The sequence below is a fragment of the Variovorax sp. GW821-FHT09B01 genome, from assembly GCF_059418345.1.
In genome coordinates this window covers 43,170-66,323 of the sequence record NZ_JBWKPQ010000036.1, presented here as the reverse complement: position 1 = coordinate 66,323, position 23,154 = coordinate 43,170, and the positions used below count along the sequence as shown (strand labels likewise).

Sequence of the window (23,154 nt, the reverse complement as noted above, 5' to 3'; positions counted from 1 at the left end):
CAGCCGCCCTCAGGGCTTGTACTTCCACACGCTCTTGTAGCTGCCGGGCACGAGCGTCATGTTGGTGGCGTCGAACTTGATGTAGATGGCCGCTTCCTGCGCCGCGCGGTCGTCGGGACCGAACTCGATCGGGCCGGCCATCACGCCGGAGTCGAACTTCATGGTCGACAGCGCCGTGAGCACCTTCTCGCGCGTGGGGCTGGGGCCGGCCGCCTTCAGCGCATTGACCACCGCCATGGCCGAGGGAATGCCGTAGGGCATGTAGGTCTGCGGATAGCCGGGCTTGGCGGCCAGCTCGGGGTAGGCGGCCTTGTACATGTCGTAGACCCACTTGAGCTTGGGACCGCCGGGCACGTCGGCCAGCACTTCCTGGATGTAGACGTTCTTGAAGGCGTCCTTGTTGCCGACGTTCTCCACCAGCTGCTTGAGGTCGGCGGTGGAGTTCACGGCCAGCACGATCGGCTTGTTGAAGCCGAGCTCGAAGGCGCGCTTGACGATCAGGCTCACGGGCCGCGCGTAGGTGGTCAGCAGCAGCACGTCGGGGTTGGCCGCCTTGATCTTGAGCATCGGCGCCGTGACGTCGGTGATGTTCGGGTTGACCGACTGCACCTGCAGGTCGACGCCGCCCAGCGCCTTGGCCTGCGCCTGGGCCGACTCGAGGTTCCAGCCGCCGTAGGCGTCGTCGTGGTTGATGTAGCCGATCTTCTTCGCCTTCAGGTGCTCGCTCGCGAACTGCACCATCGAGCCGCCGACCGCGTGCTGCGAGATCGAGAACGCGCCGTAGATGTACTTGGAAGGCGGATACAGCGCGCCGTCGCCCGAGGCGTTGAGCATCACCAGCGGGATCTTCGCGCGCTCGACGTATTCGCGCGCGCCGACCACGGCGGCCGAGCAGGAGCCGCCGTTGAGCAGGAACACCTGGTCCTGCTCGGTGAGCTTCTTGACCGCGGCCAGCAGGTCGTTGGCGTTGCAGCGGTCGTCCTCCACCACGAGCTCGATCTTGCGGCCGTTCACGCCGCCTTCCTTGTTGATCTTGTCGTAGTACATCTTCGCGGCGTTGATGACGTCGAAGCCGTAGTTCATCGACGCACCCGACATCGGCGAGAACATGCCGATCTTGATGGTCTTGTCGGTCAGGCCGGGCTCGGCCTGCGCGGCGGCGGTGCCCGCCAGGGCGCACAGCGCGGTGCCGAATGCCAGGGCGAGGAAGTTCTTTTTCATGACGTTGTCTCCGTTGGTATGGGTGAGTGAAAGGCGCCGCCCGGTCGCCGGCGCCGGGCGTTACTGCATGCGGTAGCCGCCGTTGACGTCGATCACGTTGCCCGTGATGTACGCCGCCTGCTCCGACACCAGGTAGTCGACCGCGCCGGCCACGTCGTCCACCGTGCCGATGCGCCCGAGCGGGATGTTGGCGGCCGCGGCCGCCAGCGCGCCGCTGCTCTGCACGGTGCCGCGCAGCATCTCGGTGTCGATCAGGCCCGGCGCGACCGAGTTGACGGTCACGCCCAGGTGCGCCGACTCGCGCGCCATGGCCTTGGTCAGGCCCAGCACCGCGGCCTTGGCGCCGATGTAGGTGGCGCTCGAGCGGTAGCCGCCGAGCTGCGCGGCCACCGAGCCGAAGGTGACGATGCGCCCGTGCGCCACCGGCCGCGCCTCGCGCCGGCGCAGGTAGGCGCGGCCGCAGAGGAACACGCCGCGCGCGTTCACGGCGAAGGTGCGCTCCCAGTCCTCGAGCGAGGTGTCCTTGATCGGCGAGCGTTCGCCGCCGGGCATCAGCAGCAGGCCGGCCACGCAGACCACCACGCCGACCGGGCCGATGCCGGCCTCGATGTCCTCGAAGGCGGCCTCGACTGCGGCCTCGTCGCTCACGTCGAATTGGCGCGCATGGTGGCCCGCGCCGAGCGAGGCGGCCACGGCGCGCGCGTTGTCTGCGTCGATGTCGGCCACGACGACGCGCAGGCCGCTGGCCGCGAGGCGCCGGCACACGGCCTCGCCGATGCCGCGGCCGCCGCCGGTCACGAGGGCCAGCCGGCCGGGGGCTTGTGCATGATGTTCCGCCATGGGATGCGAGGTCTCCGAAGCCGCGTCGGATGCGGCGTGAAAGTGAATCGAGGACCGCATTGTGTATACATGCTTATCTTTGGACGCCCTCGTTTTCCCTTATTCGATACCTATTGAACCAATTTCCACGGCATCATGTATACCTGACATGGACACACTCTCCCAACAAGTCACCGAGACGCTGCGCACCTGGATCCTGCACGGACGGCTCACGCCGGGCACGCGGGTGGAGGAGGTGCCGATCGCCGAGACCCTCAAGGTGTCGCGCACGCCGGTACGCGCCGCGCTCGCCGCGCTGGCGATGGAAGGGCTGATCGATCACCAGCCGAAGAAGGGCTACCTGGTGCGCGCCTTCGCGCTCGAGGACATCCTGGCCGCCTACGAGGTGCGCTCGGTGCTCGAGGGCCTGGCCTGCCGGCGCTTCGCCGCGCTCGGCGTGGACGACGCGACCGCCGCGCTGCTGCGCGACTGCCTGCGCACCGGCGACGAGATCCTGGCCAAGGGAAAGCTGCTCCTCGACGACCTCGCGCCCTACCAGCAGATGAACGTGACGCTGCACAACACGCTGATGCAGGGCGCGCGCAATCCGTGGGTGGTGCGCTTCGGCGCCCAGGCGCAGGCCGTGCCCTTCGCCTCCGACCGCATCATGCTGTGGCACGACCACGGCGTGATCCTGCGTTCGCACGACGACCACCACCGCATCGTGCAGGCCGTGATCGACGGCGACGCGGCGCGCGCCGAGCAGCTCATGCGCGAGCACGTGTACTACGCGGGGATCCTGCTGCGCGACAACTACCAGCGCGTGCTCGACGAGCGCGCGGGCAGCGCGGTCGCGCAGGATCCGCCGCTGGCCCTGAGCAACGGCGCCTAGAAGGCGCCCGCGCTCACGAGGACTTGGCCGCCGGCTTGCCCAGCACCGCGCCCACGCCGTCGAGCAGGCTGGCCACGCTGGCCTGGATCACGGGCTCGATCTCGGGCACCGGCAGGCCGTAGACCCACTGGCGGATGCCGTGGTACTGGATCTTCTCGACCACCGTCTTCGCGAGCTCGATCTCCTGCACCGCGAAAGGCTGGCCGTCGCGGCCGGCTTCCGTGTACTGGCGCAGCGACAGCGCGATCGGTTCGTAGACGCGCTGGCGCATGACGCGGAAATACGGCGACATGTCCCAGCCGTGCAGGGCGAAGAACAGCGACAGCCGCACGCGCTCGCGCCGCAGGTGCACGCGCGCGAAGTCGCGGTGGAACTCGAGCAGGCGCTGCGCGACGGCCTGCTCGGGCGCGAGGATCATTTCCTCCCACAGCGGATTCCAGTTCGACAGGAAGGTCTCCTGGAACACGCGCTCGATCAGCGCCTCCTTGTTCTGGAAGTAGCGGTAGAGCAGCGGCTGCGCCACGCCGAGCTGGCGCGCCAGGCCCGTGGTGTCGCCCGCGAAGCCGACGTCGGCGAAGTACTGGATCGCGCCCTGCACGATCTCGCGCTCGCGGTCGGCGCGCCGCAGGCGCACCACGCCGCCGGTGGCGGGGGCCGCGGAATCCGAGGGTCTGGAGGCGGAAGGGGCGCGAGGCATGCGAGATCGCTGGGAAGGTGGCCGGTGCCGGTGCGGCGGGAGCCGGCACGATACCAGTTCACCCGGGTGCGCCCGCCGCCTCCGCATGGGCCCGCGTGACCAGGTAGCGGCCGCCGCCGAAGGCCAGGCCCTCGGCGGCCGAGCGTTCGAAACGCTCGATCAGTCCCAGGAACACCGCGTGGTCGCCGCCGGGCCAGGTCGTGACCTTGCGGCATTCGAAATGGGCGCAGCAGTCCGCGAGGATCGGCAGGCCGCCGATGCCCGGGCGGCACTCGACGCCGGCGAACTTGTCGGCGCCCGGCGTCGCGAAGCGCTGCGAGAGCTCGCGCTGGTGCTTCGCGAGCACATTCACGACGAAGCGCTCGTGCCGGCTGAAGGCGGGGAAGCTGCGCGCATTGAGCGCCTGGCTCCAGAGCACCAGCGGCGGATCGAGCGACACCGAGCTGAACGAGTTGGCCGTCACGCCGCAGGGGCGGCCCTCGGCGTCGAGCGTGGTGATGACGGCGACGCCCGTGATGTAGGCGCCGAAGACGTCGCGCAACTGCCGGCGGTCGATGGCGGAAGGAGTGGCTGCGTGCATGGCGTGGCGGCTCAGCGGTAGTTGAGTTCGATCGAGATCCCGTTGGGATCGGTGACGAAGATTTGCCGCAGGTCCAGCGCCGCGACCAGCCGTTCGCGGTACGGCACGCCGAGCGCCTGGCAGCGCGCGATGGTGTCCTCGTAGCCCTCGGCCAGCAGCGCCACGTGGTCGATGGCGCCGCTGCCGTGCAGCGAATCGGGGTCGCGCGGACCGAGGTAGTCGTTGATCCAGGCCAGCCGCTGCGCGTCGTTGCGGTCGAAGGCCGTGACGTGGACCACGGGCACGTCGTCCGCGTCGTAGAGCCAGGCGCCGGTCGCGCGCGGCGGATTGCCGGGCCGCGGCCCGTCGCGCAGCAGCAGCACGCGCGTATAGAAATCCAGCGTGGCCTCGAGCCGTTCGGTGCGGATGTTGAAGTGTTCGAGTCTGCGAATGCCCATGAAGAACTCCCGTGAGTGGCCTGGGGCGCGATTGCCGGCCTTGGGGAATCGTATCGAGCGGCCCGCTCTTTCTTTATAGGGTTATCACCAAAATATCCTGCCACCTTTCTGAGTGCCTGCAGGACAGATGCCTCATTCAAGGCATTAACAATTGATTCAGGATGCGTTGGATGCCCGCACGCATGGTGATAACCCTATCAATAATTGATAGTTCTATCACTAGCATCCGGACGCAACGACTCACCACCCGCCGCGTCCACCATGCAAACACAGGCTCCCTCCCGCACTTCATCCGACACCGCCGCCAGCGAACTGCTGCGGCGCGCGCGCGAACTCCAGCCCGTGCTGCGGCAACGCGCCGCGCAGGCCGAGCGGTTGCGCCGCGTGCCCGACGAGACCATCGCCGACTTCCATCGCGCGGGCCTGTTCCGCGCGCTGCAGCCGGCGCGCGTGGGCGGCGCCGAGCTGCACCCGGCCGATTTCTTCGACATCTGCGCGGAGATCGCGCAGGGCTGCGCCTCGAGCGCCTGGGTGCTGTCGAACCTGGCCTATCACCACCAGTTCCTCGCGCTCTGGCCGGACCGGGCGCAGCAGGAGGTCTGGGGCCCCTCGCCCGACACGCTGGTCGGCTCCTCGTACATCTTCGCGCGCGGCACGGCGCGCCAGGTCGACGGCGGCTACGAGCTCGAGGGGCAGTGGCCGTTCTCGAGCGGCATCGATCCCTGCGGCTGGTGCGTGCTCGGCGCCATGGCCAGCGACGCGCCCGGCGAGCCGCCGCGGCCGCGCTACTTCCTGCTGCCGCGCGAGGACTACGAGGTGCTCGACACCTGGCACGTGGTGGGCCTGCGCGCCACCGGCAGCAAGGACGTCGCCGTCGGCAAGGCCTTCGTGCCCGGTTACCGCAGCCTGTCCTTCGACGAGGTCGCCGCCGCGCAGGCACCGGGCCTGGCCCTGCACGCGGCGCCGCTGTTCCGCGTGACCATGCAGGGCGTCGGCGGCTTCGTGCTGCTGCCGGTGCTGCTCGGCGCCGCGCGCGCGGCGGCCAACGAGTACGTCGAACGCACGCGGCAGCGCAAGACCACGGTCGGTGCGCGCAGCCAGGCCGAGCTGCCGGGCGTGCAGGACCGCGTCGCCCATGTCGAGGCGCTGCTCGACACGGCGCAGCTCGTCGCGCGGCGCAGCTGGTGCGATGCGATGGATTCGCTCGAGAGCCATCCCGCCATCCCCGGTGCCCTCGGCGCGCGCCTGCGCCGCGACTCGGCCTTCTGCGCGCGCCTCGTCACGCAGGCCGTCGACCTGGTGTTCGCGGGCACCGGCGGCGCCGGCCTGCAGGAGACCGATCCGATCCAGCGCATGTGGCGCGACGTGCATGCGGGCGCCGCGCAGTTCGGCCTGCAGTGGGACGTGTCGGGCCCGGCCTATGGGCGGGTGCGGCTGGGCCTGCCGAGCGGCATGCCCGGATTGGGCGTCTAGACCTTCGATTCATCCCGACCGGCAGCCTCGATGCGCCGGCAACCACAAGGAGCAGGAGACATGATTTCTTCGATGCAACGCCGGGGCTGGCTTCGCGCCAGTCTCGCGGCACTCGCGCTCGGCCTTCCCGCGCTGGGCTGCTGGGCCCAGGCCTACCCGGCCAGGCCGGTGCGGCTGATCCTGCCGTTCCCGGCCGGCGGCACGGCGGACGCGGTCACGCGTCACCTCGCCCACAAGATGAGCCTGGCGCTCGGCAAGCCCTTCGTGGTCGACAACGTGGTCGGCGCGGCGGGCACCATCGGTCTCGCCCAGGGGCTGCGCGCCGCGCCCGACGGCTACACGATCACGCAGATCTCGAACACCAACACGGTGGCGGCCCTGCACATGTTCAAGCGCCTGCCCTTCGATCCGCGCAAGGACATGGTGCCGGTGGCGAGCCTGTTCCAGATACCGTCCGCGGTCGTCACGAACTCCCGCGGCAGCGCGTTCGGCAGCTTCGCCGAGATGCTGGCCTACGCGCGCGCGAACCCGGGCAAGCTGTCGTACGCCTACTCGCATGCCACCGGCGCGGTGGCGGGCGCGAGCGTGAAGCAGGCGTCGGGCATCGACATCGTCGCCGTGCCCTACAAGAGCGGCCCGCAGGCGGTGGTCGAAACCCTCTCGGGCGAGATGCCGCTGCTGTTCACCGACCTCGGCGCGGTGCTGCCGCAGATCCGCGCCGGCAAGCTCAAGGCGCTGGCGGTCACCTCGGCGCAGCGCTCCGCGTTGCTGCCCGAGGTGCCCACCCTGCGCGAGGTGCTGCCCGGCGCCACCGAGTTCACGGGCTGGAGCGGCTTCGTCGTGCCGGTCGGCACGCCCAGGGCCGTGGTCGACAAGTTGCACGAGACCCTGCAGCAGATCCTCGCGAGCGAGGACACCGCGAGCTTCCTGCGCGGCCTCGGCGGCGAGCCGATGCCGATGTCGGCCGACGAGTTCGCCCGCTTCATCAAGGACCAGGAACCGCTGTGGGCCAAGGCACTGGCCGCGGCCGGCATCGCGCCCGAATGACCCCCATCCCCACGAACCCCACCTCGGAGACCGCCATGCATCGCAAGTTCGTCGACCTGTCCATCTACCTCGAGAACGACGTGCTCTCGGACCCGCCCGGCAAGGGCCCGAAGATCGAGTACTTCCACCACCAGAACTCGCACCACCAGCTCACGAACTTCTTTCCCAAGCTGCAGAAGGAAGACCTGCCCGACGGCGAAGCCTGGGCCGTGGAGCGCGTGTCGCTGTCGACGCACAACGGCACGCACCTCGATGCGCCCTATCACTTCCACAGCACGATGGACAAGGCGCTCGGCGAGCCCCGGCCCTCGATCACCATCGACGAGGTGCCGCTCGAGTGGTGCTTCCAGCCCGGCGTGAAGCTCGACTTCCGCCACCTGCCCGACGGCTACGTGGTCCAGCCCCAGGACGTGGAGGCCGAGCTCGCGCGCATCGGCCATGCGCTGCGACCGCTCGAGATCGTGATGATCAACACGCGCGCCGGCGCGCTCTACGGCGATCCGGTCTACGTGAGCTCGGGCTGCGGCATGGGCTACGAAGCCACCATGTACCTGCTGGAGCGCGGCATCCGGCTCACGGGCACCGATGGCTGGAGCTGGGACGCGCCCTTCGTCCACACCGCCAAGAAGTACGAGGCGACCGGCGACGCGGGCCTGATCTGGGAAGGCCACAAGGCCGGCCGCGACATCGGCTACTGCCACCTCGAGAAGCTGCACAACCTCGAGGCACTGCCCGCCGACGGCTTTCACGTCGCCTGCTTCCCGCACAAGATCCGCAGCGCCTCCGCCGGCTGGACCCGCGCCGTCGCGATCTTCGACGAGCGCCTGAACGCGGGCTGATCGTCGTCCACGCACCGTCCATCCACTCCAGCGAGGATTCCATGGCACTCGACTTCACCCACGACCCCGCGCGCCGCTGCATCGTCGCGTCCGCGCATGCGCCCGGCTGCGACTTCACCTTGCAGAACCTGCCGTTCGGCGTGTTCCGCCGCAAGGGCGGCAACGGCCCGTTCCAGGGCGGCGTCGCGATCGGCGACCAGGCCCTGTGCCTGGCCGAGGCACAGGCGCGCGGCTGCTTCGACGGCCTGGCCGGCCAGGCCGCGAGCGCCGCGGGCGGCCCCACGCTCGACGAGCTGCTCGCGCTGGGCCCGCCCGCGTGGCGCGCGCTGCGCCATGCGCTGGTGAACCTGCTCGATGCGCAGCAGCCGCATCCGAAGGCCGCGGCGCTGCAGGCCGCGCTGGTTCCGCTCGCGGACATCGAGCATGCGCTGCCGATCCGCGTCGGCGACTTCACCGACTTCTACACCTCGATCCACCATGCCGAGAACGGCGGCCGGCTGCGCAACCCGCCCGCGGGCCTCGCGCCCAACTTCCAGTGGATGCCGATCGCCTACCACGGCCGCAGTTCGTCATTGGGCGTGAGCGGCGAGCGCATCCATCGCCCCTGGGGCCAGGCCCGGCCCTCGAGCGACGAGCCGCCGGTGCTGCGGCCCTGCGAGATGCTCGACTACGAACTCGAGCTCGGCGTGGTCATCGGCCGGGGCAACGCGCGCGGCACGCCCGTTGCGCTGGCCCATGCGATGGACCATGTGTTCGGCCTCACCCTGCTCAACGACTGGTCGGCGCGCGACGTGCAGGCCTGGGAGATGACGCCGCTGGGCCCGTTCCAGGCCAAGAACTTCGCGACCACGCTCTCGCCCTGGATCGTCACGCTCGATGCGCTGGCGCCATTCAGCGTGCCGTGGCGCCGGCCGGCCGATCATCCGCAGCCGCTGCCCTATCTCGAGTCCGCGGGCCATCGCGCCGCGGGCGCGCTCGACATCGAACTCGAGGCCTGGCTGCAGCCCGAAGGCAAGCCGGCCTCGCGCCTGAGCCGCACCAACTTCCGCCACCAGTACTGGAGCATCGGCCAGATGATCGCGCACCACACGGTGGGCGGCTGCAACCTGCGCGCGGGCGACCTGCTGGGCACCGGCACGATCTCGGGGCCGACCGCGCCCGAGGCCGGCAGCCTGATCGAGCTGAGCCGGCGCGGCCGCGAGCCTATCGCGCTGGCGAACAGCGACGACCGCCGCGCCTTCCTGCACGACGGCGACCGCGTGATCCTGCGCGGCTGGTGCGAGGCGCCGGGGCGCGCGCGCGTGGGTTTCGGCGAAGCGGCCGGCACCGTGCTGGCCGCCCATCCGGCGGGGAGCCTCTGACATGGCGCGCTATGCACGCGTGACGCCCGCGGATGGCGTCCTCCAGTGGGCGGTGGAACGCCATGGCGAACTCTGGGGCCTGGGCGCCGAGGTGCCGGCCGGCGCGCACGACACGGCCTGGCAGGCGCTCGTGGCCTCGGGACCGGGCGCGGCGATGCTGTCGCGCGCCACCCTGCTCGACCCCGCGCGGCTGCGCTGGGAAACGCCGGTGGCGCGCCCCGGCAAGGTGATCTGCCTGGGCCTCAACTACGCCGCGCACGCGGCCGAGGGCGGCAATGCCGCGCCCGACTACCCGAGCTTCTTCCTGCGCGGCGCCACCTCGCTGATCGCGCACGAGGCACCGCTCCTACGCCCGCGCGTATCCGACAAGCTCGACTTCGAGGCCGAGCTCGCCGTGGTCATCGGCCGCCGCGCCCGGCATCTCACGCCCGCGCAGGCACTCGACGCCGTGGCCGGCTACGCCTGCTTCAACGACGGCACGCTGCGCGACTACCAGCGCCGCACCGCGCAATGGACCATCGGCAAGAACTTCGACGGCACCGGCGCCTTCGGCCCCTGGCTGGTGCCGGCCTCGGCGCTGCCGCCCGGCGCGAGCGGGTTACGGATCGAATCGCGCCTCAACGGCGGCCTGATGCAGAGCGACCGGACCGACCACATGCTGGTGACGGTGGCGCAGGCGCTGGTGCTGCTGAGCGAGGCACTGACGCTCGAGCCCGGCGACGTGGTGGCCATGGGCACGCCCTCGGGCGTGGGCTATGCGCGCAACCCGCCGGTGTGGATGAAGCCCGGCGACCGCATCGAGATCGAGATCGAAGGCGTGGGCCTGCTGTCGAACCCCGTGGCCGCCGAGGCCGCGCCCGAGTGAAGGCCCGCGCCTTCCCGAAGCCGGGACCCTAGCGCCGCACCGGCGCCGCCTTCCCCATCCACGGCCCGCGGGCCGCGAAGAACAACACCCCAGGGGCGCATCGCCCCTGGGCGGAGCGCTGTCGCCCATTCCACGCCACCCCAAGGAGGAGATCATGAAGTTCGGAGCTCTACGGTTCGCGCTGCCCCTGTGCGCGGGCCTTGCATCGCAGGTCCAGGCGCAGTCGTCGCTCACGCTCTACGGCATCGTCGACGCGGGCTTTCGCCATGTGAGCAACAGCGGCGTCGGCTCGATCGACAGCCTGTCCAGCGGCGGCTACCGCACCAGCCGCCTCGGCATCCGCGGCTCGGAGGACCTCGGCGGCGGCCTGCGCGTGGGCATCAAGCTCGAGACCCTGATCGGCGTCGACACCGGCAACGTGGGCTCGACCAGCATGCCGGGCCAGTTCTGGAACCGCGGCTCCTACGTCGAGATCCTCGACCGCGGCTGGGGCACGCTGCGCCTGGGCTACGACCTCCATCCGGTCTACGTCACCTGGATGGAGAACGATCCCTGGCTCAACATCGGCATGGGCAGCTCGGGCAATCTCTACGACACGTTGCAGAACGGCCCGCTGCGCTCGGTGTTCGGCCCGCTCTCGAAGAACGACACCACCTTGCATTACGCGCGCAACATGCTGCAGTACTTCAGCCCCAGCCTCAACGGCTTCTCGGGCACGCTGGCCCTGGCCCCGCGCGAGAACGAGACCGTTGCCACCGGCGCGGCCCGGCTGCGGCTGATCCGGCTCGGCTACAACGCCGGCGGGCCCTTCAGCGCGGCGGTCGCGCATGCGGTCTCGGACGTGCAGCTGCGCGCCGGAACGCCGACGAACCGGCTCGACGATTCGGTCGCCACCCTGGCCTGGGACTTCGGCGCCGTGCGGCTGGCCGGCACCTGGCGCCAGTTCCGCGCGGCCGGCAGCCGGCAGGCGAACTGGATGCTGGCCGCGACGGTGCCGGTGTCTAGCGGCAAGATCCAGCTCTCGCATGGCCGCACGCGGCTGTACGGCACGGTCACGACCCAGCTCGCGCCCGGCACCGTGGCCGGTCCCGTCGACGGCAATGGCGGTGCGATGTGGGTGCTGGGCTATGCGCATTCGCTGTCGAAGCGCACCACGCTCTACACCCAGGCGGCACGCATCGAGAACCGCGGGCAGTCGTTCATGGCGCTGCCCGGCGGGCCCGCGGTCAACGCGGGCAATTTCGCGGGCGGCCGGTCGACGGGCTTCGAGCTCGGCATCGCCCACACCTTCTGAGGCCGGGGTCTAGCCCTTCTTCAGCGCCCGGATGCGCAGCATGCCTTCCTGCGCCGTCGAGGCCACGAGCCGGCCGTCGCGCGTGTAGATGCTGCCGCGGCACAGGCCGCGCGCGCCGCTCGCGCTCGGCGAATCGAGCACGTAGAGCAGCCAGTCGTCGAAGCGGAAATCGCGGTGGAACCACATCGCGTGATCGAGGCTCGCGGGCCGCACCTGGCCGGTCATGAAGCTCAGGCCGTGCGGCAGCATCGCGGCGCGCAAGAGGCCGTGGTCGGAGGCGTAAGCCAGCAGCGCGCGGTGCACCATCGGGTCGTCGGGCAGCGGCGCGACGGCGCGCAGCCAGATCGCGCTGTCGGACGCGGGCCGCGGCACCGGCGCGAGCAGGTCGTCGGGCTGGACCCGGCGGTACTCGATGCCGTGCGGCTCGATCGCCTTGCTGCGCCAGGGCTCGGGCAGCCGGTCGCCGAGCGCGATGCGCTGGTCGAGCTCGCTGACCAGGCCCTCGGGGCCGGCCACCTCGGGCATGTCGATCTGGTGCTCGACGCCATCGTCCACGGTCTGGAACGAGGCCGACATCTCGAAGATGATGCGCTCCTGCTGGCGCGCCACCACGTGGCGGGTGGTGAAGCTGCGGCCGTCGCGCACGCGGTCCACGCTGTACTCGATGGGCGCATGCTCGCCCGGCAGCAGGAAGTAGGCGTGCATCGAATGCACGGGCCGATCGGCGCCGACCGTGAGGTTGGCCGCCATCAGCGACTGGCCCAGCACCTGGCCGCCGAACACGGCCGGCGTGCCGATGTCCTCGCTCTGCGCCAGGAAGCGGTCGCCGCCCTGGGGTTCGAGCTGCATGAGGGCGACGAGGTCGTCGACGAGGCGGGCGGCGGTGGCGGGATCGGGGGTCATCGGAAGCGGCTGGACGAAAAGAGAGAGCCGCAAACGATAGCAAACATGGGGCCAGGCGGCTGTCGCGCGCGCTTCGGGCGCCCCTGCCGCCTCCTCAGCGGTCCAGGTCGACCCCGTCCGCCGCCAGCTTCGCCTGCAGCGCCGCCACGTCCACGTCGGCGAACGCGCCGCTGCCGAGCGTGGCCGCCGCCGTGCCCGCGGCCTGCCCCATCACGAAGCAGCCGCCGCTGGCGCGCGCGGCCGACTGGCCCTCGTGCGTCATCGAGGCGCAGCGGCCGGCCACCAGCAGGTTGGCGACCGTGCGCGGCACCAGCATGCGCCAGGGCAGGTGGTTGTAGGCGTTGTCGGCATCGCGCGGGAAGGCCCACTCGATGCGGCCGTCGGCATGCATCTCCATCGGCCAGGCATTGAGGCCGATGGCGTCGTCGAACTTCGCCGACGACAGGATGTCCTCGCGCTCGAGCGCGTACAGGCCCTGGATGCGCCGCGTCTCGCGGATGCCGACCTGCGGCGCGATCTCGACGATGGCCGACTGCGCGAAGCCCGGCACCTCGGCCTTGAGAAAGCGGAAGTACTCGGCGATCTGGCGCCGGCCCTCGAGCTCGCCCTCGGTGAGTTCGCGCGCGTCGACGCCGTTCATCGCGCGGCCCTCGGAATTGCGGATCTGCGTGACGTTGGCGCGCCATTCGCGCGGGTCCTTGTTGGGCCGCAGGATCGCGCCCTCGCGCGGGAAGCGGTAGGCGCCGGGCTTGCTCGCCTCGGCGCGCGCCATGAAGTCGTTGATGGCCTTGAACTCGCCCACCGCCTCGAGCGCGGCCGGCGCGTCGACCTGGCCGATGCGGAACATGGTGGTCGGGAACAGGCCGCTGCCGTGGCCGTCGCCGACCTCGAAGGGCACGCCCGCGAAGGCCGCCACGTCGGCATCGCCGCTGGCGTCGACGAAGGCATTGGCGCGGATCGCCTGCCGGCCCGACTTGGTCTCGACCACCAGCGCGGCGATGCGCTCGCCGTCGTGGATCACCGAGGCCGCGAGCGCATGGAACAGCAGCTTCACGCCGGCCGCCTCGAGCAACTGGTCGGCCGCGAGCTTGTAGGCCGAGGTGTCGTACGAGCGCACGCGGATGCGCCCGCCCATGCCGTCCTGCGGGTCGTTCATGCCGTTGAGCGCCACGATGCGCTCGACCAGCTCGTCGACCACGCCGCGCACCAGCTGCGTCATCTGGCCGCTGCGCTTGCCGTACAGGCCCGCGAAGTTGGTGACGCCGCCCGCCGTGCCCATGCCGCCGAGGAAGCCGTAGCGCTCCACCAGCAGGGTGCTCGCGCCGTGGCGCGCGGCGCTCACGGCGGCGGCGATGCCGGCCGGACCGCCGCCGACCACCACCACGTCGTAGCTGCCGAACACCGGCAGCGAACGCGACGGCTCGGCCATCGTCATTGCAGCCGTCATTGGAGAGTGATGCCCTTGGTCGAGATGATCTTGGTCATGATCGCGGCCTCGTCGTTGACGCGCGCGCGCATGCCGTCGGGCGAGGTGCCCACGGCCTGCCAGCCCTGCTCGAACAGCTTCTGGCGCACCTCGGGCTGCTTCATCACCGCCTCGAGTTCGCGCCCGATGCGCGCCTGCGCGGTCTTCGAGAGGTTGGCCGGGCCCAGCAGCGCCACCCACACCTCGAGGTTGAAGTCGCGCACGCCGGCGTTGGCCAGCGGCGGCACCTCGGGCACCAGCGCGCTGCGACCGGCGGTCAGGCCGATGGCCTTGAGCTTGCCGGCCTTGATCTGCGGCATCGCCACGCCGGGCGGGATCAGGCCCATCTGGATCTGGTCGCCGAGCATGCCGGTGATGACCTGCGGATTGCCCTGGTAGGGCACGTGCTCGGGGTTGAAGCCCGGCACGCGGCTCTTGAGCAGCTCCATGCCCAGGTGGCCGACCGAGCCGATGCCCACCGAGCCGTAGTTCCACTTGTTGCCCGCCTTGCGGCCGGCGTCGAAGAAGGCCTCGCCCGAGGGCAGGTTGTTCTGCGCCACCAGCACCAGCGGCGCGGTCGCGAGCAGCGAGAGGTAGGTGAAGTCCTTGGCCGGGTCGTAGGGCAGCTTCGGATAGAGCAGCTTCGACGAGGTCAGGTTGCCGTTGATGACGACGCCCAGCGTGTGGTCGTCGCTGGCCTTGGCCACCGTGTCGGCCGCGATGTTGCCCGAGGCGCCGGGCTTGTTGTCGACCACGATCGGCTGGCCCAGCGCCTTCGACAGCGGCTCGGCGATGGTGCGCGCGGCGATGTCGGGCGTGGAGCCGCCCGGGAAGCCGACGAGCAGGCGGATGGGCTTGGTGGGCCAGGCGGGCGCCTGCGCGCTCGCGGCCAGCGGCAGCGTGGCCGCGGCCAGGCCGCAGGCGATCAGGAGGGCTCTCTTGGTGGCTTGCATGGAGGAAGAAATGTCAAAAAGTGTCAAAACAGGCGGGCAGCTTAACTGCCCCAAGCAAGGCACGGGCCGCTATTCGAGGCTGATGTTGCCCCTGCGCACCAGCTCGCCGTAGACCTTGGACTTGGCCTCGGCCTGGCGCTCGATCTCCTCGGGCGACCAGGCCAGCGGCTCGAAGGCGAAGGTGTCGAAACGGGCGCGGATCTCGGGGTCGGCGATGACCTTCGCCACGTCGGCGTTGATCTTCGCCTTGATGGCCGCCGGCACGCCCTTGGGCGCGAGCAGCGAGACGAAGGAGTTGACCTCCAGCCCGGCCGGGCCGCCGGCCTCGGCCATGGTCGGCACCTCGGGCATCTGCGGAATGCGCTTGGCCGCGGCCACCGCGATGTAGCGCAGCTTGCCGGCCTTGTAGATGCCCTGGCTCGAGGGGATGCTCGCGAAGGCCCACGGCACTTCGCCGGTGCCCACGTTCGAATACAGCTGCGAGACCTCGCGGTAGGGCGCGTGGCGCATGCGGATGCCGGTCAGCGCCTCGAGCTGCTGCGCACCCAGGTGGCCCGGGCTGCCCACGCCCCAGGAGCCGTAGACGATGGCGTCGGGATCGGCCTTGGCGGCGGCGATCAGGTCGGCCATGGTCTTCCACTTGGAATCGCTGCCCACGGCCACGAAGAAGGGCGTGCGGAACAGCGAGGCCACCGGGTCGAAGTGCTGCAAGGTCACGAAGTTGCGCGACTTGTACAGGTGCGGCAGCGCGGCCACGTGCTCGCTGTCGAGCTGCAGCAGGGTGTAGCCGTCGGGCGCGGCGCGCCGGGCCTGGTCGATCGCGATGAAGCCGCCGCCGCCGGGCCGGTTGTCGATCAGCACGCGCTGGTTCCACAGCCGCGAGAGCTTGTCGGAGACCAGCCGCAGCACCGCGTCGGGGCCGCTGCCGGCCGCGAAGGGCGTGACCAGCGTCACGGGCTTGTTCGGATAGTCGCCGGCCTGGGCCGCGCCGCCGGCCATGGCCAGCGAGGTCAGGGCGAGGAGGCCGGTCAGCAGTGCGCGCGGGAAGTTCATGGTCGTTTGTCTCCGGTGGGCCTGGGGCCTCGATGGTTGTGGATCTTGAAGGCGTCGGGTGTCAGTGCGGCGAAAGCGCGGTGGCCTCGGTGCGTGCCGCCGGGCGCAGCGCCTCGGGCGCGTCGTCCAGGCAGCGCTCGGGCCGCCAGGCATAGAGCCACTCGACCGCATCGTAGAAGCGCTCGGGCGTGCGGCCGGTCCAGAGGCTGTTGCGCACCAGGCGCTCCACGCCCCTGGCATGGTAGAGCCGGCCCATCTCGCGCACCGACAGCACCACGCGCGCCGTGCGCGCCACGCGCGCCGCCTCGTAGAGCCTGAAGGCGGCCGGCAGGTCGAAGTCGCAGGCCTTCACGGCCTCGCCGAGCGTCACCGCGTCCTCGAGCGCCATGCAGGCGCCCTGCGCCAGGTACTGCATCATCGGATGCGCCGCATCGCCGAGCAGCGTGGCTGCGCCCTCGCTCCAGCGTTCGACCGGATCGCGGTCGGCGGTGCTCCAGCGGCGCCACGAGGTCGGGCGATCGAGCAGCTGGCGCGGGCGCGCATGCACGCCCTCGAAGTACGACAGCACCTCTTCCTTGCTGCCGTCGGTCACGCCCCATTCCTCGCGCTCGCGGCTGTGGAAGGTGACGACCAGGTTGTATTGCTCGCCATGGCGCAGCGGGTAGTGCACCAGGTGGCAGTTCGGGCCGGCCCAGACCACGGGCGCGTTCCAGCGCAGGTCCGCCGGCATGTCGGCCGCCGGCACCACCGCGCGGTAGACCACGTGGCCCGAGACGCGCGGCGCGTCGCCGATCAGCGCGGCGCGCACCACCGACTTCACGCCGTCGCAGCCGACGATGGCATCGGCCTGGAAGCGCCGGCCGTCGCGCGTGACCGCCACCACGCCCTGCCCCCGGGTGTCGAGGGTCTCGACCTGCGCCGAGGTGTGGAAGCGGATCAGCGGATGCTGCTTCACGGCCTCGTGGATCGCGCCGTGCAGGTCGGCGCGATGGCTCACCGCATAGGGGTTGCGAAAGCGCGCGCGGAAGGCCTCGCCGACCGGCACCGAAGCCACTTCCGAGCAGTCGACCGCGTCCATCATCACCAGCCGGTCGGTGAACACCGAGCCCCGGCGCACCGCCTCGCCCACGCCCAGCGCGTCGAGCGCGGCGAAGGCATTGGGGCCGAGCTGCAGGCCGGCGCCGATCTCGCCGATGGCGGCGCTCTGCTCGAGCAGGTCGATCGACACGCCCAGGCGCGCGAGCGCCAGCGCGGCGGCCATGCCGCCGATGCCGCCGCCGACCAGCAGCACGGTGGGGGAAGGGGTCGGGCTCATGCGCGGCTCGCTCAGTCGATGCGCACGCTCAGCGACGGCAGCCGCTCGATGCTGACCTTGATCGTCTGGCCGGGCTTCACCGCGCCCACGCCCTCGGGCGTGCCGGTGAAGATCAGGTCGCCGGGCTGCAGCGCGAACAGGGTCGACAGGTTGGCGATCACTTCGTTGACCGACCAGATCAGGTGCGTGATGTCGCTCTTCTGGCGCACCTCGCCGTCGACCTCGAGGCGGATCTCGCCGGCATTGATCTCGCCCACCTCGGCCAGCGTGCGCAGCGGCGCGATCGGCGCCGAGAAGTCGAAGGCCTTGCCGATCTCCCACGGCCGGCCCTGCTCGCGCATCTTCATCTGCAGGTCGCGGCGGGTCATGTCGAGGCCGACGGCATAGCCGTGGATGTGGCTCGCGGCCTGCTCGACCGGGATGTCGCGCCCGCCCTTGCCGATGGCGACCACCAGCTCGGCCTCGTAGTGGTAGTTGGCGGTCAGCGCCGGATAGGGAATGGCGCCGGTCGCGCCCTCGGCCACCGGCACCACCGAGGCGTCGTCGTTGGGCTTGCAGAAGAAGAACGGCGGCTCGCGGTCGGGATCGAAGCCCATCTCGCGCGCATGGGCCGCGTAGTTGCGGCCCACGCAGTAGACGCGGCGCACGGGGAACTGCTTGTCGCTGCCGACGATGGGCAGGCCGACGATGGAAGGGGGCGTGAAGACGAAGGACATGAGGGCTCCTGCCGCGTGGGGCGGCAACGGTCGAGGGAAAGGAAGAAAACGAAAGGGGGCCGGGGCTCAGGCGTTCTCGAGGAAGGCTTCGCGCAGGATCCCCATGGCCTGCTGCACCGGCCGGTCCGAGAAGCTGAAGAGCACGCAATCGCCGTGGGGCGCATGCAGCGTGAGCGGCGCCCACGAGGGCACGACGAAGGTGTCGCGCGGCCCGAACTCGAAGCGCTGGCCCGCGATCTCGGCGCTGCCATGGCCCTCGACCACGCTGTAGACGCTGCCGTCGGTAGCGCGGTGCGTCTTGCCCGCGAAGCCCTTGGGCAGCAGCTGCAGGTTGGTGGAAATGGTCGGCATCGGCGAGCCGCCGGTCAGCGGATTGATGTAGCGCAGCTTGTGGCCCAGCCAGGCATCGGGCGCTTCCTGCTTCTGCAGTTGCGCCAGCGCCTCGCGGCTGCGTGCATAGGGGTAGTTGAAGATCGGCGAGGTCTGCGACGCGTGGTCGTGCCGCACCGGCACCATGTTGTGGCCGAAGCGCGCGAGGCTGTGGCCCTCGGGCCGCGCCACGTGCTGCACCTTGGCGTCGTCGTTCTCGGCGAAGCCGGCGTCGAAGAAGCGCAGCATCGGGATGTCGAGGCCGTCGAGCCAGACCACCGGCTCCACCACGCCCTCGATGCCCTCGTTGCCATGGTCGTGCCAGGCCCACGAGGGCGTGATGATGAAGTCGCCCGGGTACATGGTGGTGCGCTCGCCGCCCACCGTGGTGTAGGCCCCCTGGCCGTCGACGATGAAGCGCAGCGCCGACTGCACGTGGCGGTGCGAGGGCGCCACCTCGCCCGGCATGATCAGCTGCAGCCCGGCATAGATCGACTGCGTGATCGAGGAGTTGCCGGGCAGCGCCGGGTTCTCGAGCACCAGCACGCGGCGCACGGCCTCTTCGGCCGTGATGAGGTCGGCCGACTCCATCAGCAACGGGCGGATCTCGTCGTAGCGCCACAGCGCGGGCACGCAGGGCGTCTGCGGCTCGCGCGGCACCAGCGCATGCAGCGATTCCCACAGCGGCGTGAGGTGCAGCGGGCGGATGCGGTCGTAGTAGTCGCGGCGCTCATCCGCATTGGAGGGCGCGGCGCGGGCGGTGGAGGGGTTCATGGCGTGTCTCTCGCGGTGCATGGCGCGGCGGCGACTTCGGGCGCCGGCCTGGTTAGAACTTCCGAATCAACGGGATCATCCGCCCGCACTACTATTGGCGCAATGGGGGACCGGCGATAGCTCCGATCCTGTTTTTCGATAATGGTGGCCCGCGGGCCGCAGACCACGAGGGCCGCGCCCATGGCACAACTCGATCTGGAATGGCTGCTGGTGTTCGACGAGGTCTACAAGACCGCCAACGTCTCGAGCGCCGCCGAGCGACTCGGCATCTCGCAGTCGGCCGCGAGCACGGCGCTCGCCAGGCTGCGCACCCACTTCGGCGACAAGCTGTTCGTGCGCACCTCGCGCGGCATGGAGCCCACGCCCTATGCGCGCCAGACCCAGCCGCTGGTGCTCGACATCCTCGACCGGCTCAACCGCGCCAAGGGCGGCCGCGCGGTGTTCGACCCCGCCACGGCCGAGCGCAGCTTCCGCATCTGCATGACCGACATCAGCGAGGTGGTGCTGCTGCCGGGCCTGCTCGACCACCTGCGGCACGTGGCGCCGGGCGTGCGCATCGAGACCGAGATCATCTCGACCGAGAGCGGCCGCCGGCTCGAGGACGGCGCGGTCGACCTCGCGGTGGGCTTCATGCCGCAGCTCGAGGCCGGCTTCTACCAGCAGACGCTGTTCATGCAGAACTTCGTCTGCCTGGCGGCGCGCAACCATCCGCGCGTGGGCGCCCGGCTGACGCGCAAGCGCTTCGAGGCCGAGGCGCACGCGGTGGTGGCCTCCTCGGGCACCGGCCATGCGATCGTCGACAAGACCATCGCGCGGCTCGGGCTGCGGCGCCACGTGGTGACGCGGCTGTCGAGCTTCCTCAGCGTGGCGCGGATCGTGGCCCACACCGAGCTGCTGGTGGTGGTGCCGCGCATCCTCGGCCAGGTGCTGGCCACGCAGGAGCCGGTGCAGCTGCTCGAGCCGCCGTTCGAACTGCCCTCGTACGCGGTCAAGCAGCACTGGCACGAGCGCTTCCATGCCGACGCCGGCAATGCCTGGCTGCGGCGCACGCTGGCGCAGCTGTTCAACGAGGGCGAGGCGGCGGGCCCGGCCTGAGCCGGTGGCATGGAGCTTGCGGCCCGGCGGGCATGCCTGGACGACGGGCGGCGGCCGAACCGTCATGCGCGCCCTCGCATAATCGCCTCCCCCACGTCCCGGCCCCCACGGCCCCTTCCCGAAAGCACAAAGGCACAGCATGTCTTCCATCACCCTGCGATTCCTCGCCGAGCCCAACACCGTCAACTTCGGCGGCAAGGTCCACGGCGGCACGGTCATGAAGTGGATCGACGAGGCCGGCTACGCCTGCGCCACGAGCTGGGCCAAGCGCTACTGCGTCACCGCCTTCATCGGCAGCATCCGCTTCCACCGCCCGATCATGATCGGCGACCTGGTCGAGGTCGAGGCGCGCATGGCCTACACCGGCAAGACCAGCATGAACATCTCGGTCGAGGTGCGCAGCGGCGACATGAAGGGCGGCGCGATGGAGAAGACCACCGAGTGCCTGATCGTCTTCGTCTCGGTCGACTCGCACGGCCGGCCGCTGCCGGTCGAGGCCTACGTGCCGGGCACGCCGGGCGAGATGGCGCTGGCCGAGCGCGCGCGGGCGCACCTCGACGCGAGCCGCGCGGCCTCGGGCAACCCCTGAGCGGCCCGCCAAGGACCCGCAAAGACCTGAATAGGCAAAAGGCTCTAACCGCACGCGGCCCGCGCGGCTAGAGTTCGGCGGTTTCCGGCAGACCGCCTCTTTCCCGCTTCCCACCCATTCGGACCGCACATGGCCACCCAGGACGACGACCGCTTCGACAAGACCTCCGACCGCATCAAGGATTCCGCGCAGCAGATCTGGCTGGCCGGCCTCGGCGCCTTCGCCAAGATGCAGCAGGAGGGCAGCAAGGCCTTCGAGTCGCTGGTCAAGGACGGCGCGGGCATGCAGAAGCGCACCCAGCAGGCGGCCGAGGAAACCCTGTCGCAGGCCCAGGCCCGCATGGCCGGCTTCGCGAACGAGTTCGGCACCAAGGCCGCGGGCCAGTGGGGCAAGCTCGAGAACATCTTCGAGGAGCGCGTGGCGCGCGCGCTCGACAAGCTCGGCATGCCGCCGCCGGCCGAGGTGGCCGCGCTGCAGGCGCGCGTGACGGCGCTCGAGGCCGAGCTGGCCGCCCTGCGCGGCGCGGCCGGCACCGCGAAACCCGCCGCCAGTCCGGCGCGCGGTGCGCGCGCCGCGCGCCACGCCAAGTCGGTCGAGACACCGGCACGCAAGGCCACGGTGCGGCGCAACAAATCGAGCGGCACCGAATAAAGCGGCTTTCCGGCCTCGAAGCGGCCGATTCCGGCGCCGAATGCGCAATGAGGCGCTGTACGGCGCCACGCGCATGCGGCACTGCACAAACGCAGTGCCCCGCAAATCAATGTCCCCCTGCGCGCTTCGCGCGGCGTTCCTGCGCTAGAGTGTTTCCAAGAGACAACCCGGGAGCACCGACATGGCCAGGAAAGCGCCACGCCGCACTGCACAACGCATTCTCGAAGCCGCGCTGGACCTGTTCAACCGCTTCGGGGAGCCGAACGTCTCCACCACGCTCGTGGCCGGCGAGCTCAACATCAGTCCCGGCAACCTCTACTACCACTACCCGGCCAAGGAAGAGCTGATCAACAAGCTCTACGAGGGCTACGAGACCGAGCTCGGCGAGCTGCTCCATGCGAGCGAGGGCATCCACGACGTGGAGGACGCCTGGTTCTTCATGCACAGCCTGTTCGAGCTGATCTGGCGCCATCGCTTCCTCTACCGCGACCTCAACGACCTGCTGAGCAAGAACCGGCACCTCGAGACCCAGTTCCAACTCGTGCTCAAGCACAAGGTGCGCGCGATGCGCCAGCTGATCGCCGGCCTGGGCCGCGCCGGCCACCTCGAGATCGATGCGCAGGAGGTCGACACGCTGGCGCAGAGCATGGTGGTGGTGCTGACCTACTGGCTCAGCTACGAGTACGTGCGCAACCCGCGCCAGGCGCTCGAGCCGGCCCATGCGCAGGCCGCGCTGCTGCGCGGCGCCCGCCACACCCTGCACCAGCTCGCGCCCTATCTCGGCGCCGAGCAACGGCGCCATTTGCTGACACTGGGCCAGGCCTACGGCGGCGAAGATGCCGCCAGCAGCCCTCCCGCCTCGTCCCCTGCCGATATGGCCGCCTGAACCATGTCCCCCCACGATTTCAAACCGCTCCCGCTGATGTCGACCGCGACGGCCGGCGGTACGCCCGGCACCGCCGGTTCCAGCCCCTGGGCGCCGCTGCCCTACGCCGACGTGCCGCGCTTCGATGCGCGCAGCCTGATCGCGCACTGGGCGCGCTTGCATGCCGGCCACGAGATGCCCGCGCCCGAGCACAACGAGGCCCTGGCCGAGGGCTGGGCGCTCTATCACAGCGGCGAGTTCGAACGCGCCGCGGCCATCGGCCTGCTGCACGGCGCCGAGGGCCTGGCGCTGGCCAACCAGGCGACCGCGATCTATGCCAACTACCTCGAGCCGCGCGAGGCCGTGCGGCTCGCGATGTTCCGCCAGGTGGTGGAACGCGCCGGCGCGCAGGTCGCGGCCGAGCCCGACGATTGCCAGGCGCTGTACTGGCAGGCCTATGCGATGGGCCGCTACAGCCAGGGCATCAGCGTGGCGCGCGCGCTCGCGCAGGGCCTGGGCACGCGGCTCAAGGAGGCGCTCGAACGCGTGATCGCGCTCAAGCCGCGCCATGCCGACGCCCATGTCGCGCTCGCCGCCTTCCATGCCGAGGTGATCGACAAGGTCGGCGCGCTGGTCGGCCGCATGACCTACGGCGTGCGCGCCGAGACTGCCGTCGAGCTGTTCGAGCACGGCATCGCGCTGCATCCGCATTCGGCCAGCGCGCTGATGGAATACGCGCGCGCGCTGCTGATGCTGCATGGCGACGCGCGCATGGCCGAGGCCACGCGGCTCTACGAGAAGGCCGCGGCGCTCAAGCCGGCCGACGCGAAGGAGCGGCTGGACGTGGAGCTCGCGCGCGCCGGCCTGTCCGAATAGGCCGT

Annotated in this window: 24 protein-coding genes; 12 read left to right on the top strand and 12 right to left on the bottom strand. The window is 70.6% G+C overall.

The features are described 5' to 3' along the window. Positions 1-9 precede the first annotated feature (9 nt). Positions 10-1,221, bottom strand: coding sequence for an ABC transporter substrate-binding protein (locus tag AC07RV_RS43465; RefSeq protein WP_296779016.1), 1,212 nt, complete (start codon positions 1,219-1,221; stop codon positions 10-12). 60 nt (positions 1,222-1,281) lie between these two features. Continuing rightward, complete coding sequence (locus tag AC07RV_RS43460; RefSeq protein WP_296779018.1) at positions 1,282-2,061, bottom strand: SDR family NAD(P)-dependent oxidoreductase; 780 nt, start codon at positions 2,059-2,061, stop codon at positions 1,282-1,284. Positions 2,062-2,209: 148 nt separating this feature from the next. On the opposite strand from AC07RV_RS43460, the gene AC07RV_RS43455 reads away from it, so the two are divergent. After that, the gene (locus AC07RV_RS43455) at positions 2,210-2,932 is read left to right on the top strand and encodes a GntR family transcriptional regulator (protein WP_296779021.1); all 723 of its coding nucleotides are present in this window, start codon (positions 2,210-2,212) and stop codon (positions 2,930-2,932) included. Between the two features lie 13 nt (positions 2,933-2,945). On the opposite strand, the gene AC07RV_RS43450 is transcribed toward AC07RV_RS43455, so the two are convergent. From AC07RV_RS43450 to AC07RV_RS43440, 3 genes are read right to left on the bottom strand one after another with little or no spacing between them, the layout of a single operon-like run. Beyond that, positions 2,946-3,629, bottom strand: coding sequence for a TetR/AcrR family transcriptional regulator (locus tag AC07RV_RS43450; protein ID WP_203203139.1), 684 nt, complete (start codon positions 3,627-3,629; stop codon positions 2,946-2,948). A gap of 58 nt (positions 3,630-3,687) precedes the next feature. Continuing rightward, complete coding sequence (locus AC07RV_RS43445; protein WP_296779024.1) at positions 3,688-4,209, bottom strand: flavin reductase family protein; 522 nt, start codon at positions 4,207-4,209, stop codon at positions 3,688-3,690. 11 nt (positions 4,210-4,220) lie between these two features. Then, positions 4,221-4,646 (bottom strand): VOC family protein, encoded by a 426-nt coding sequence (locus tag AC07RV_RS43440; protein WP_296779026.1) that lies wholly within the window; start codon positions 4,644-4,646, stop codon positions 4,221-4,223. 261 nt (positions 4,647-4,907) lie between these two features. On the opposite strand from AC07RV_RS43440, the gene AC07RV_RS43435 reads away from it, so the two are divergent. The 6 genes from AC07RV_RS43435 to AC07RV_RS43410 all read left to right on the top strand — a co-directional run bounded on the left by AC07RV_RS43435 (position 4,908) and on the right by AC07RV_RS43410 (position 11,525). Next, positions 4,908-6,119 (top strand): acyl-CoA dehydrogenase family protein, encoded by a 1,212-nt coding sequence (locus AC07RV_RS43435; RefSeq protein ID WP_296779029.1) that lies wholly within the window; start codon positions 4,908-4,910, stop codon positions 6,117-6,119. A 60-nt stretch (positions 6,120-6,179) separates the two neighbouring features. Further along, positions 6,180-7,166, top strand: coding sequence for a Bug family tripartite tricarboxylate transporter substrate binding protein (locus tag AC07RV_RS43430; protein ID WP_296779032.1), 987 nt, complete (start codon positions 6,180-6,182; stop codon positions 7,164-7,166). A 35-nt stretch (positions 7,167-7,201) separates the two neighbouring features. Next, positions 7,202-8,005: a cyclase family protein gene (locus AC07RV_RS43425; RefSeq protein WP_203203144.1), complete on the top strand. Its 804-nt coding sequence runs from the start codon at positions 7,202-7,204 to the stop codon at positions 8,003-8,005. A 41-nt stretch (positions 8,006-8,046) separates the two neighbouring features. Further along, positions 8,047-9,366, top strand: coding sequence for a fumarylacetoacetase (gene fahA, locus AC07RV_RS43420; RefSeq protein ID WP_296779037.1), 1,320 nt, complete (start codon positions 8,047-8,049; stop codon positions 9,364-9,366). Position 9,367: 1 nt separating this feature from the next. After that, complete coding sequence (locus AC07RV_RS43415) at positions 9,368-10,231, top strand: fumarylacetoacetate hydrolase family protein (protein WP_296779041.1); 864 nt, start codon at positions 9,368-9,370, stop codon at positions 10,229-10,231. 154 nt (positions 10,232-10,385) lie between these two features. Beyond that, positions 10,386-11,525: a porin gene (locus AC07RV_RS43410; protein WP_296779043.1), complete on the top strand. Its 1,140-nt coding sequence runs from the start codon at positions 10,386-10,388 to the stop codon at positions 11,523-11,525. Between the two features lie 9 nt (positions 11,526-11,534). On the opposite strand, the gene AC07RV_RS43405 is transcribed toward AC07RV_RS43410, so the two are convergent. The 7 genes from AC07RV_RS43405 to gtdA form a co-directional block, all read right to left on the bottom strand. Further along, positions 11,535-12,428, bottom strand: coding sequence for an acyl-CoA thioesterase (locus AC07RV_RS43405; protein WP_296779046.1), 894 nt, complete (start codon positions 12,426-12,428; stop codon positions 11,535-11,537). Between the two features lie 94 nt (positions 12,429-12,522). Then, positions 12,523-13,875, bottom strand: coding sequence for an FAD-dependent oxidoreductase (locus AC07RV_RS43400; protein WP_296779049.1), 1,353 nt, complete (start codon positions 13,873-13,875; stop codon positions 12,523-12,525). Further along, on the bottom strand, positions 13,872-14,846 hold the full coding sequence (locus tag AC07RV_RS43395; protein ID WP_296779052.1) for a Bug family tripartite tricarboxylate transporter substrate binding protein: 975 nt from the start codon (positions 14,844-14,846) through the stop codon (positions 13,872-13,874). The genes AC07RV_RS43400 and AC07RV_RS43395 overlap by 4 nt, the downstream gene beginning before the upstream one ends. A gap of 69 nt (positions 14,847-14,915) precedes the next feature. After that, positions 14,916-15,899 (bottom strand): Bug family tripartite tricarboxylate transporter substrate binding protein, encoded by a 984-nt coding sequence (locus AC07RV_RS43390; RefSeq protein WP_296779054.1) that lies wholly within the window; start codon positions 15,897-15,899, stop codon positions 14,916-14,918. A gap of 61 nt (positions 15,900-15,960) precedes the next feature. Then, a complete protein-coding gene (locus AC07RV_RS43385; protein WP_296779057.1) occupies positions 15,961-17,214 on the bottom strand; it encodes a 3-hydroxybenzoate 6-monooxygenase in 1,254 nt (417 codons plus the stop codon). An 11-nt stretch (positions 17,215-17,225) separates the two neighbouring features. After that, positions 17,226-17,930, bottom strand: a complete 705-nt coding sequence (locus AC07RV_RS43380; RefSeq protein ID WP_093354263.1) for a fumarylacetoacetate hydrolase family protein — start codon at positions 17,928-17,930, stop codon at positions 17,226-17,228. 66 nt (positions 17,931-17,996) lie between these two features. Then, positions 17,997-19,073, bottom strand: coding sequence for a gentisate 1,2-dioxygenase (gtdA, locus tag AC07RV_RS43375; RefSeq protein ID WP_296779060.1), 1,077 nt, complete (start codon positions 19,071-19,073; stop codon positions 17,997-17,999). A 180-nt stretch (positions 19,074-19,253) separates the two neighbouring features. Between gtdA and AC07RV_RS43370 the strand changes: the two genes are divergently transcribed. From AC07RV_RS43370 to AC07RV_RS43350, 5 genes are all read left to right on the top strand, one after another. Next, the gene (locus tag AC07RV_RS43370) at positions 19,254-20,168 is read left to right on the top strand and encodes a LysR family transcriptional regulator (RefSeq protein ID WP_093354468.1); all 915 of its coding nucleotides are present in this window, start codon (positions 19,254-19,256) and stop codon (positions 20,166-20,168) included. Positions 20,169-20,307: 139 nt separating this feature from the next. Further along, complete coding sequence (locus AC07RV_RS43365) at positions 20,308-20,757, top strand: acyl-CoA thioesterase (protein ID WP_203203155.1); 450 nt, start codon at positions 20,308-20,310, stop codon at positions 20,755-20,757. Positions 20,758-20,886: 129 nt separating this feature from the next. Continuing rightward, positions 20,887-21,408 (top strand): phasin family protein, encoded by a 522-nt coding sequence (locus tag AC07RV_RS43360; protein ID WP_296779064.1) that lies wholly within the window; start codon positions 20,887-20,889, stop codon positions 21,406-21,408. A gap of 181 nt (positions 21,409-21,589) precedes the next feature. Further along, entirely contained in the window at positions 21,590-22,294 is a 705-nt protein-coding gene (locus tag AC07RV_RS43355; protein WP_208511589.1) for a TetR/AcrR family transcriptional regulator, read from the top strand. 3 nt (positions 22,295-22,297) lie between these two features. Beyond that, a complete protein-coding gene (locus AC07RV_RS43350; RefSeq protein ID WP_208511588.1) occupies positions 22,298-23,149 on the top strand; it encodes a hypothetical protein in 852 nt (283 codons plus the stop codon). Positions 23,150-23,154: the final 5 nt, after the last annotated feature.

Bases quoted from the DNA above. Each gene is read 5' to 3' on its own strand.
- AC07RV_RS43445 (WP_296779024.1), bottom strand. From the start codon at position 4,209: ATGCACGCAGCCACTCCTTCCGCCATCGACCGCCGGCAGTTGCGCGAC.
- AC07RV_RS43350 (WP_208511588.1), top strand. From the start codon at position 22,298: ATGTCCCCCCACGATTTCAAACCGCTCCCGCTGATGTCGACCGCGACG.
- AC07RV_RS43380 (WP_093354263.1), bottom strand. From the start codon at position 17,930: ATGTCCTTCGTCTTCACGCCCCCTTCCATCGTCGGCCTGCCCATCGTC.
- AC07RV_RS43435 (WP_296779029.1), top strand. From the start codon at position 4,908: ATGCAAACACAGGCTCCCTCCCGCACTTCATCCGACACCGCCGCCAGC.
- AC07RV_RS43460 (WP_296779018.1), bottom strand. From the start codon at position 2,061: ATGGCGGAACATCATGCACAAGCCCCCGGCCGGCTGGCCCTCGTGACC.
- AC07RV_RS43425 (WP_203203144.1), top strand. From the start codon at position 7,202: ATGCATCGCAAGTTCGTCGACCTGTCCATCTACCTCGAGAACGACGTG.
- AC07RV_RS43390 (WP_296779054.1), bottom strand. From the start codon at position 15,899: ATGAACTTCCCGCGCGCACTGCTGACCGGCCTCCTCGCCCTGACCTCG.
- AC07RV_RS43355 (WP_208511589.1), top strand. From the start codon at position 21,590: ATGGCCAGGAAAGCGCCACGCCGCACTGCACAACGCATTCTCGAAGCC.
- AC07RV_RS43455 (WP_296779021.1), top strand. From the start codon at position 2,210: ATGGACACACTCTCCCAACAAGTCACCGAGACGCTGCGCACCTGGATC.
- AC07RV_RS43395 (WP_296779052.1), bottom strand. From the start codon at position 14,846: ATGCAAGCCACCAAGAGAGCCCTCCTGATCGCCTGCGGCCTGGCCGCG.
- AC07RV_RS43385 (WP_296779057.1), bottom strand. From the start codon at position 17,214: ATGAGCCCGACCCCTTCCCCCACCGTGCTGCTGGTCGGCGGCGGCATC.
- AC07RV_RS43370 (WP_093354468.1), top strand. From the start codon at position 19,254: ATGGCACAACTCGATCTGGAATGGCTGCTGGTGTTCGACGAGGTCTAC.
- AC07RV_RS43430 (WP_296779032.1), top strand. From the start codon at position 6,180: ATGATTTCTTCGATGCAACGCCGGGGCTGGCTTCGCGCCAGTCTCGCG.
- AC07RV_RS43400 (WP_296779049.1), bottom strand. From the start codon at position 13,875: ATGACGGCTGCAATGACGATGGCCGAGCCGTCGCGTTCGCTGCCGGTG.
- AC07RV_RS43365 (WP_203203155.1), top strand. From the start codon at position 20,308: ATGTCTTCCATCACCCTGCGATTCCTCGCCGAGCCCAACACCGTCAAC.
- AC07RV_RS43410 (WP_296779043.1), top strand. From the start codon at position 10,386: ATGAAGTTCGGAGCTCTACGGTTCGCGCTGCCCCTGTGCGCGGGCCTT.
- AC07RV_RS43405 (WP_296779046.1), bottom strand. From the start codon at position 12,428: ATGACCCCCGATCCCGCCACCGCCGCCCGCCTCGTCGACGACCTCGTC.
- AC07RV_RS43440 (WP_296779026.1), bottom strand. From the start codon at position 4,646: ATGGGCATTCGCAGACTCGAACACTTCAACATCCGCACCGAACGGCTC.
- gtdA (WP_296779060.1), bottom strand. From the start codon at position 19,073: ATGAACCCCTCCACCGCCCGCGCCGCGCCCTCCAATGCGGATGAGCGC.
- fahA (WP_296779037.1), top strand. From the start codon at position 8,047: ATGGCACTCGACTTCACCCACGACCCCGCGCGCCGCTGCATCGTCGCG.
- AC07RV_RS43465 (WP_296779016.1), bottom strand. From the start codon at position 1,221: ATGAAAAAGAACTTCCTCGCCCTGGCATTCGGCACCGCGCTGTGCGCC.
- AC07RV_RS43360 (WP_296779064.1), top strand. From the start codon at position 20,887: ATGGCCACCCAGGACGACGACCGCTTCGACAAGACCTCCGACCGCATC.
- AC07RV_RS43450 (WP_203203139.1), bottom strand. From the start codon at position 3,629: ATGCCTCGCGCCCCTTCCGCCTCCAGACCCTCGGATTCCGCGGCCCCC.
- AC07RV_RS43415 (WP_296779041.1), top strand. From the start codon at position 9,368: ATGGCGCGCTATGCACGCGTGACGCCCGCGGATGGCGTCCTCCAGTGG.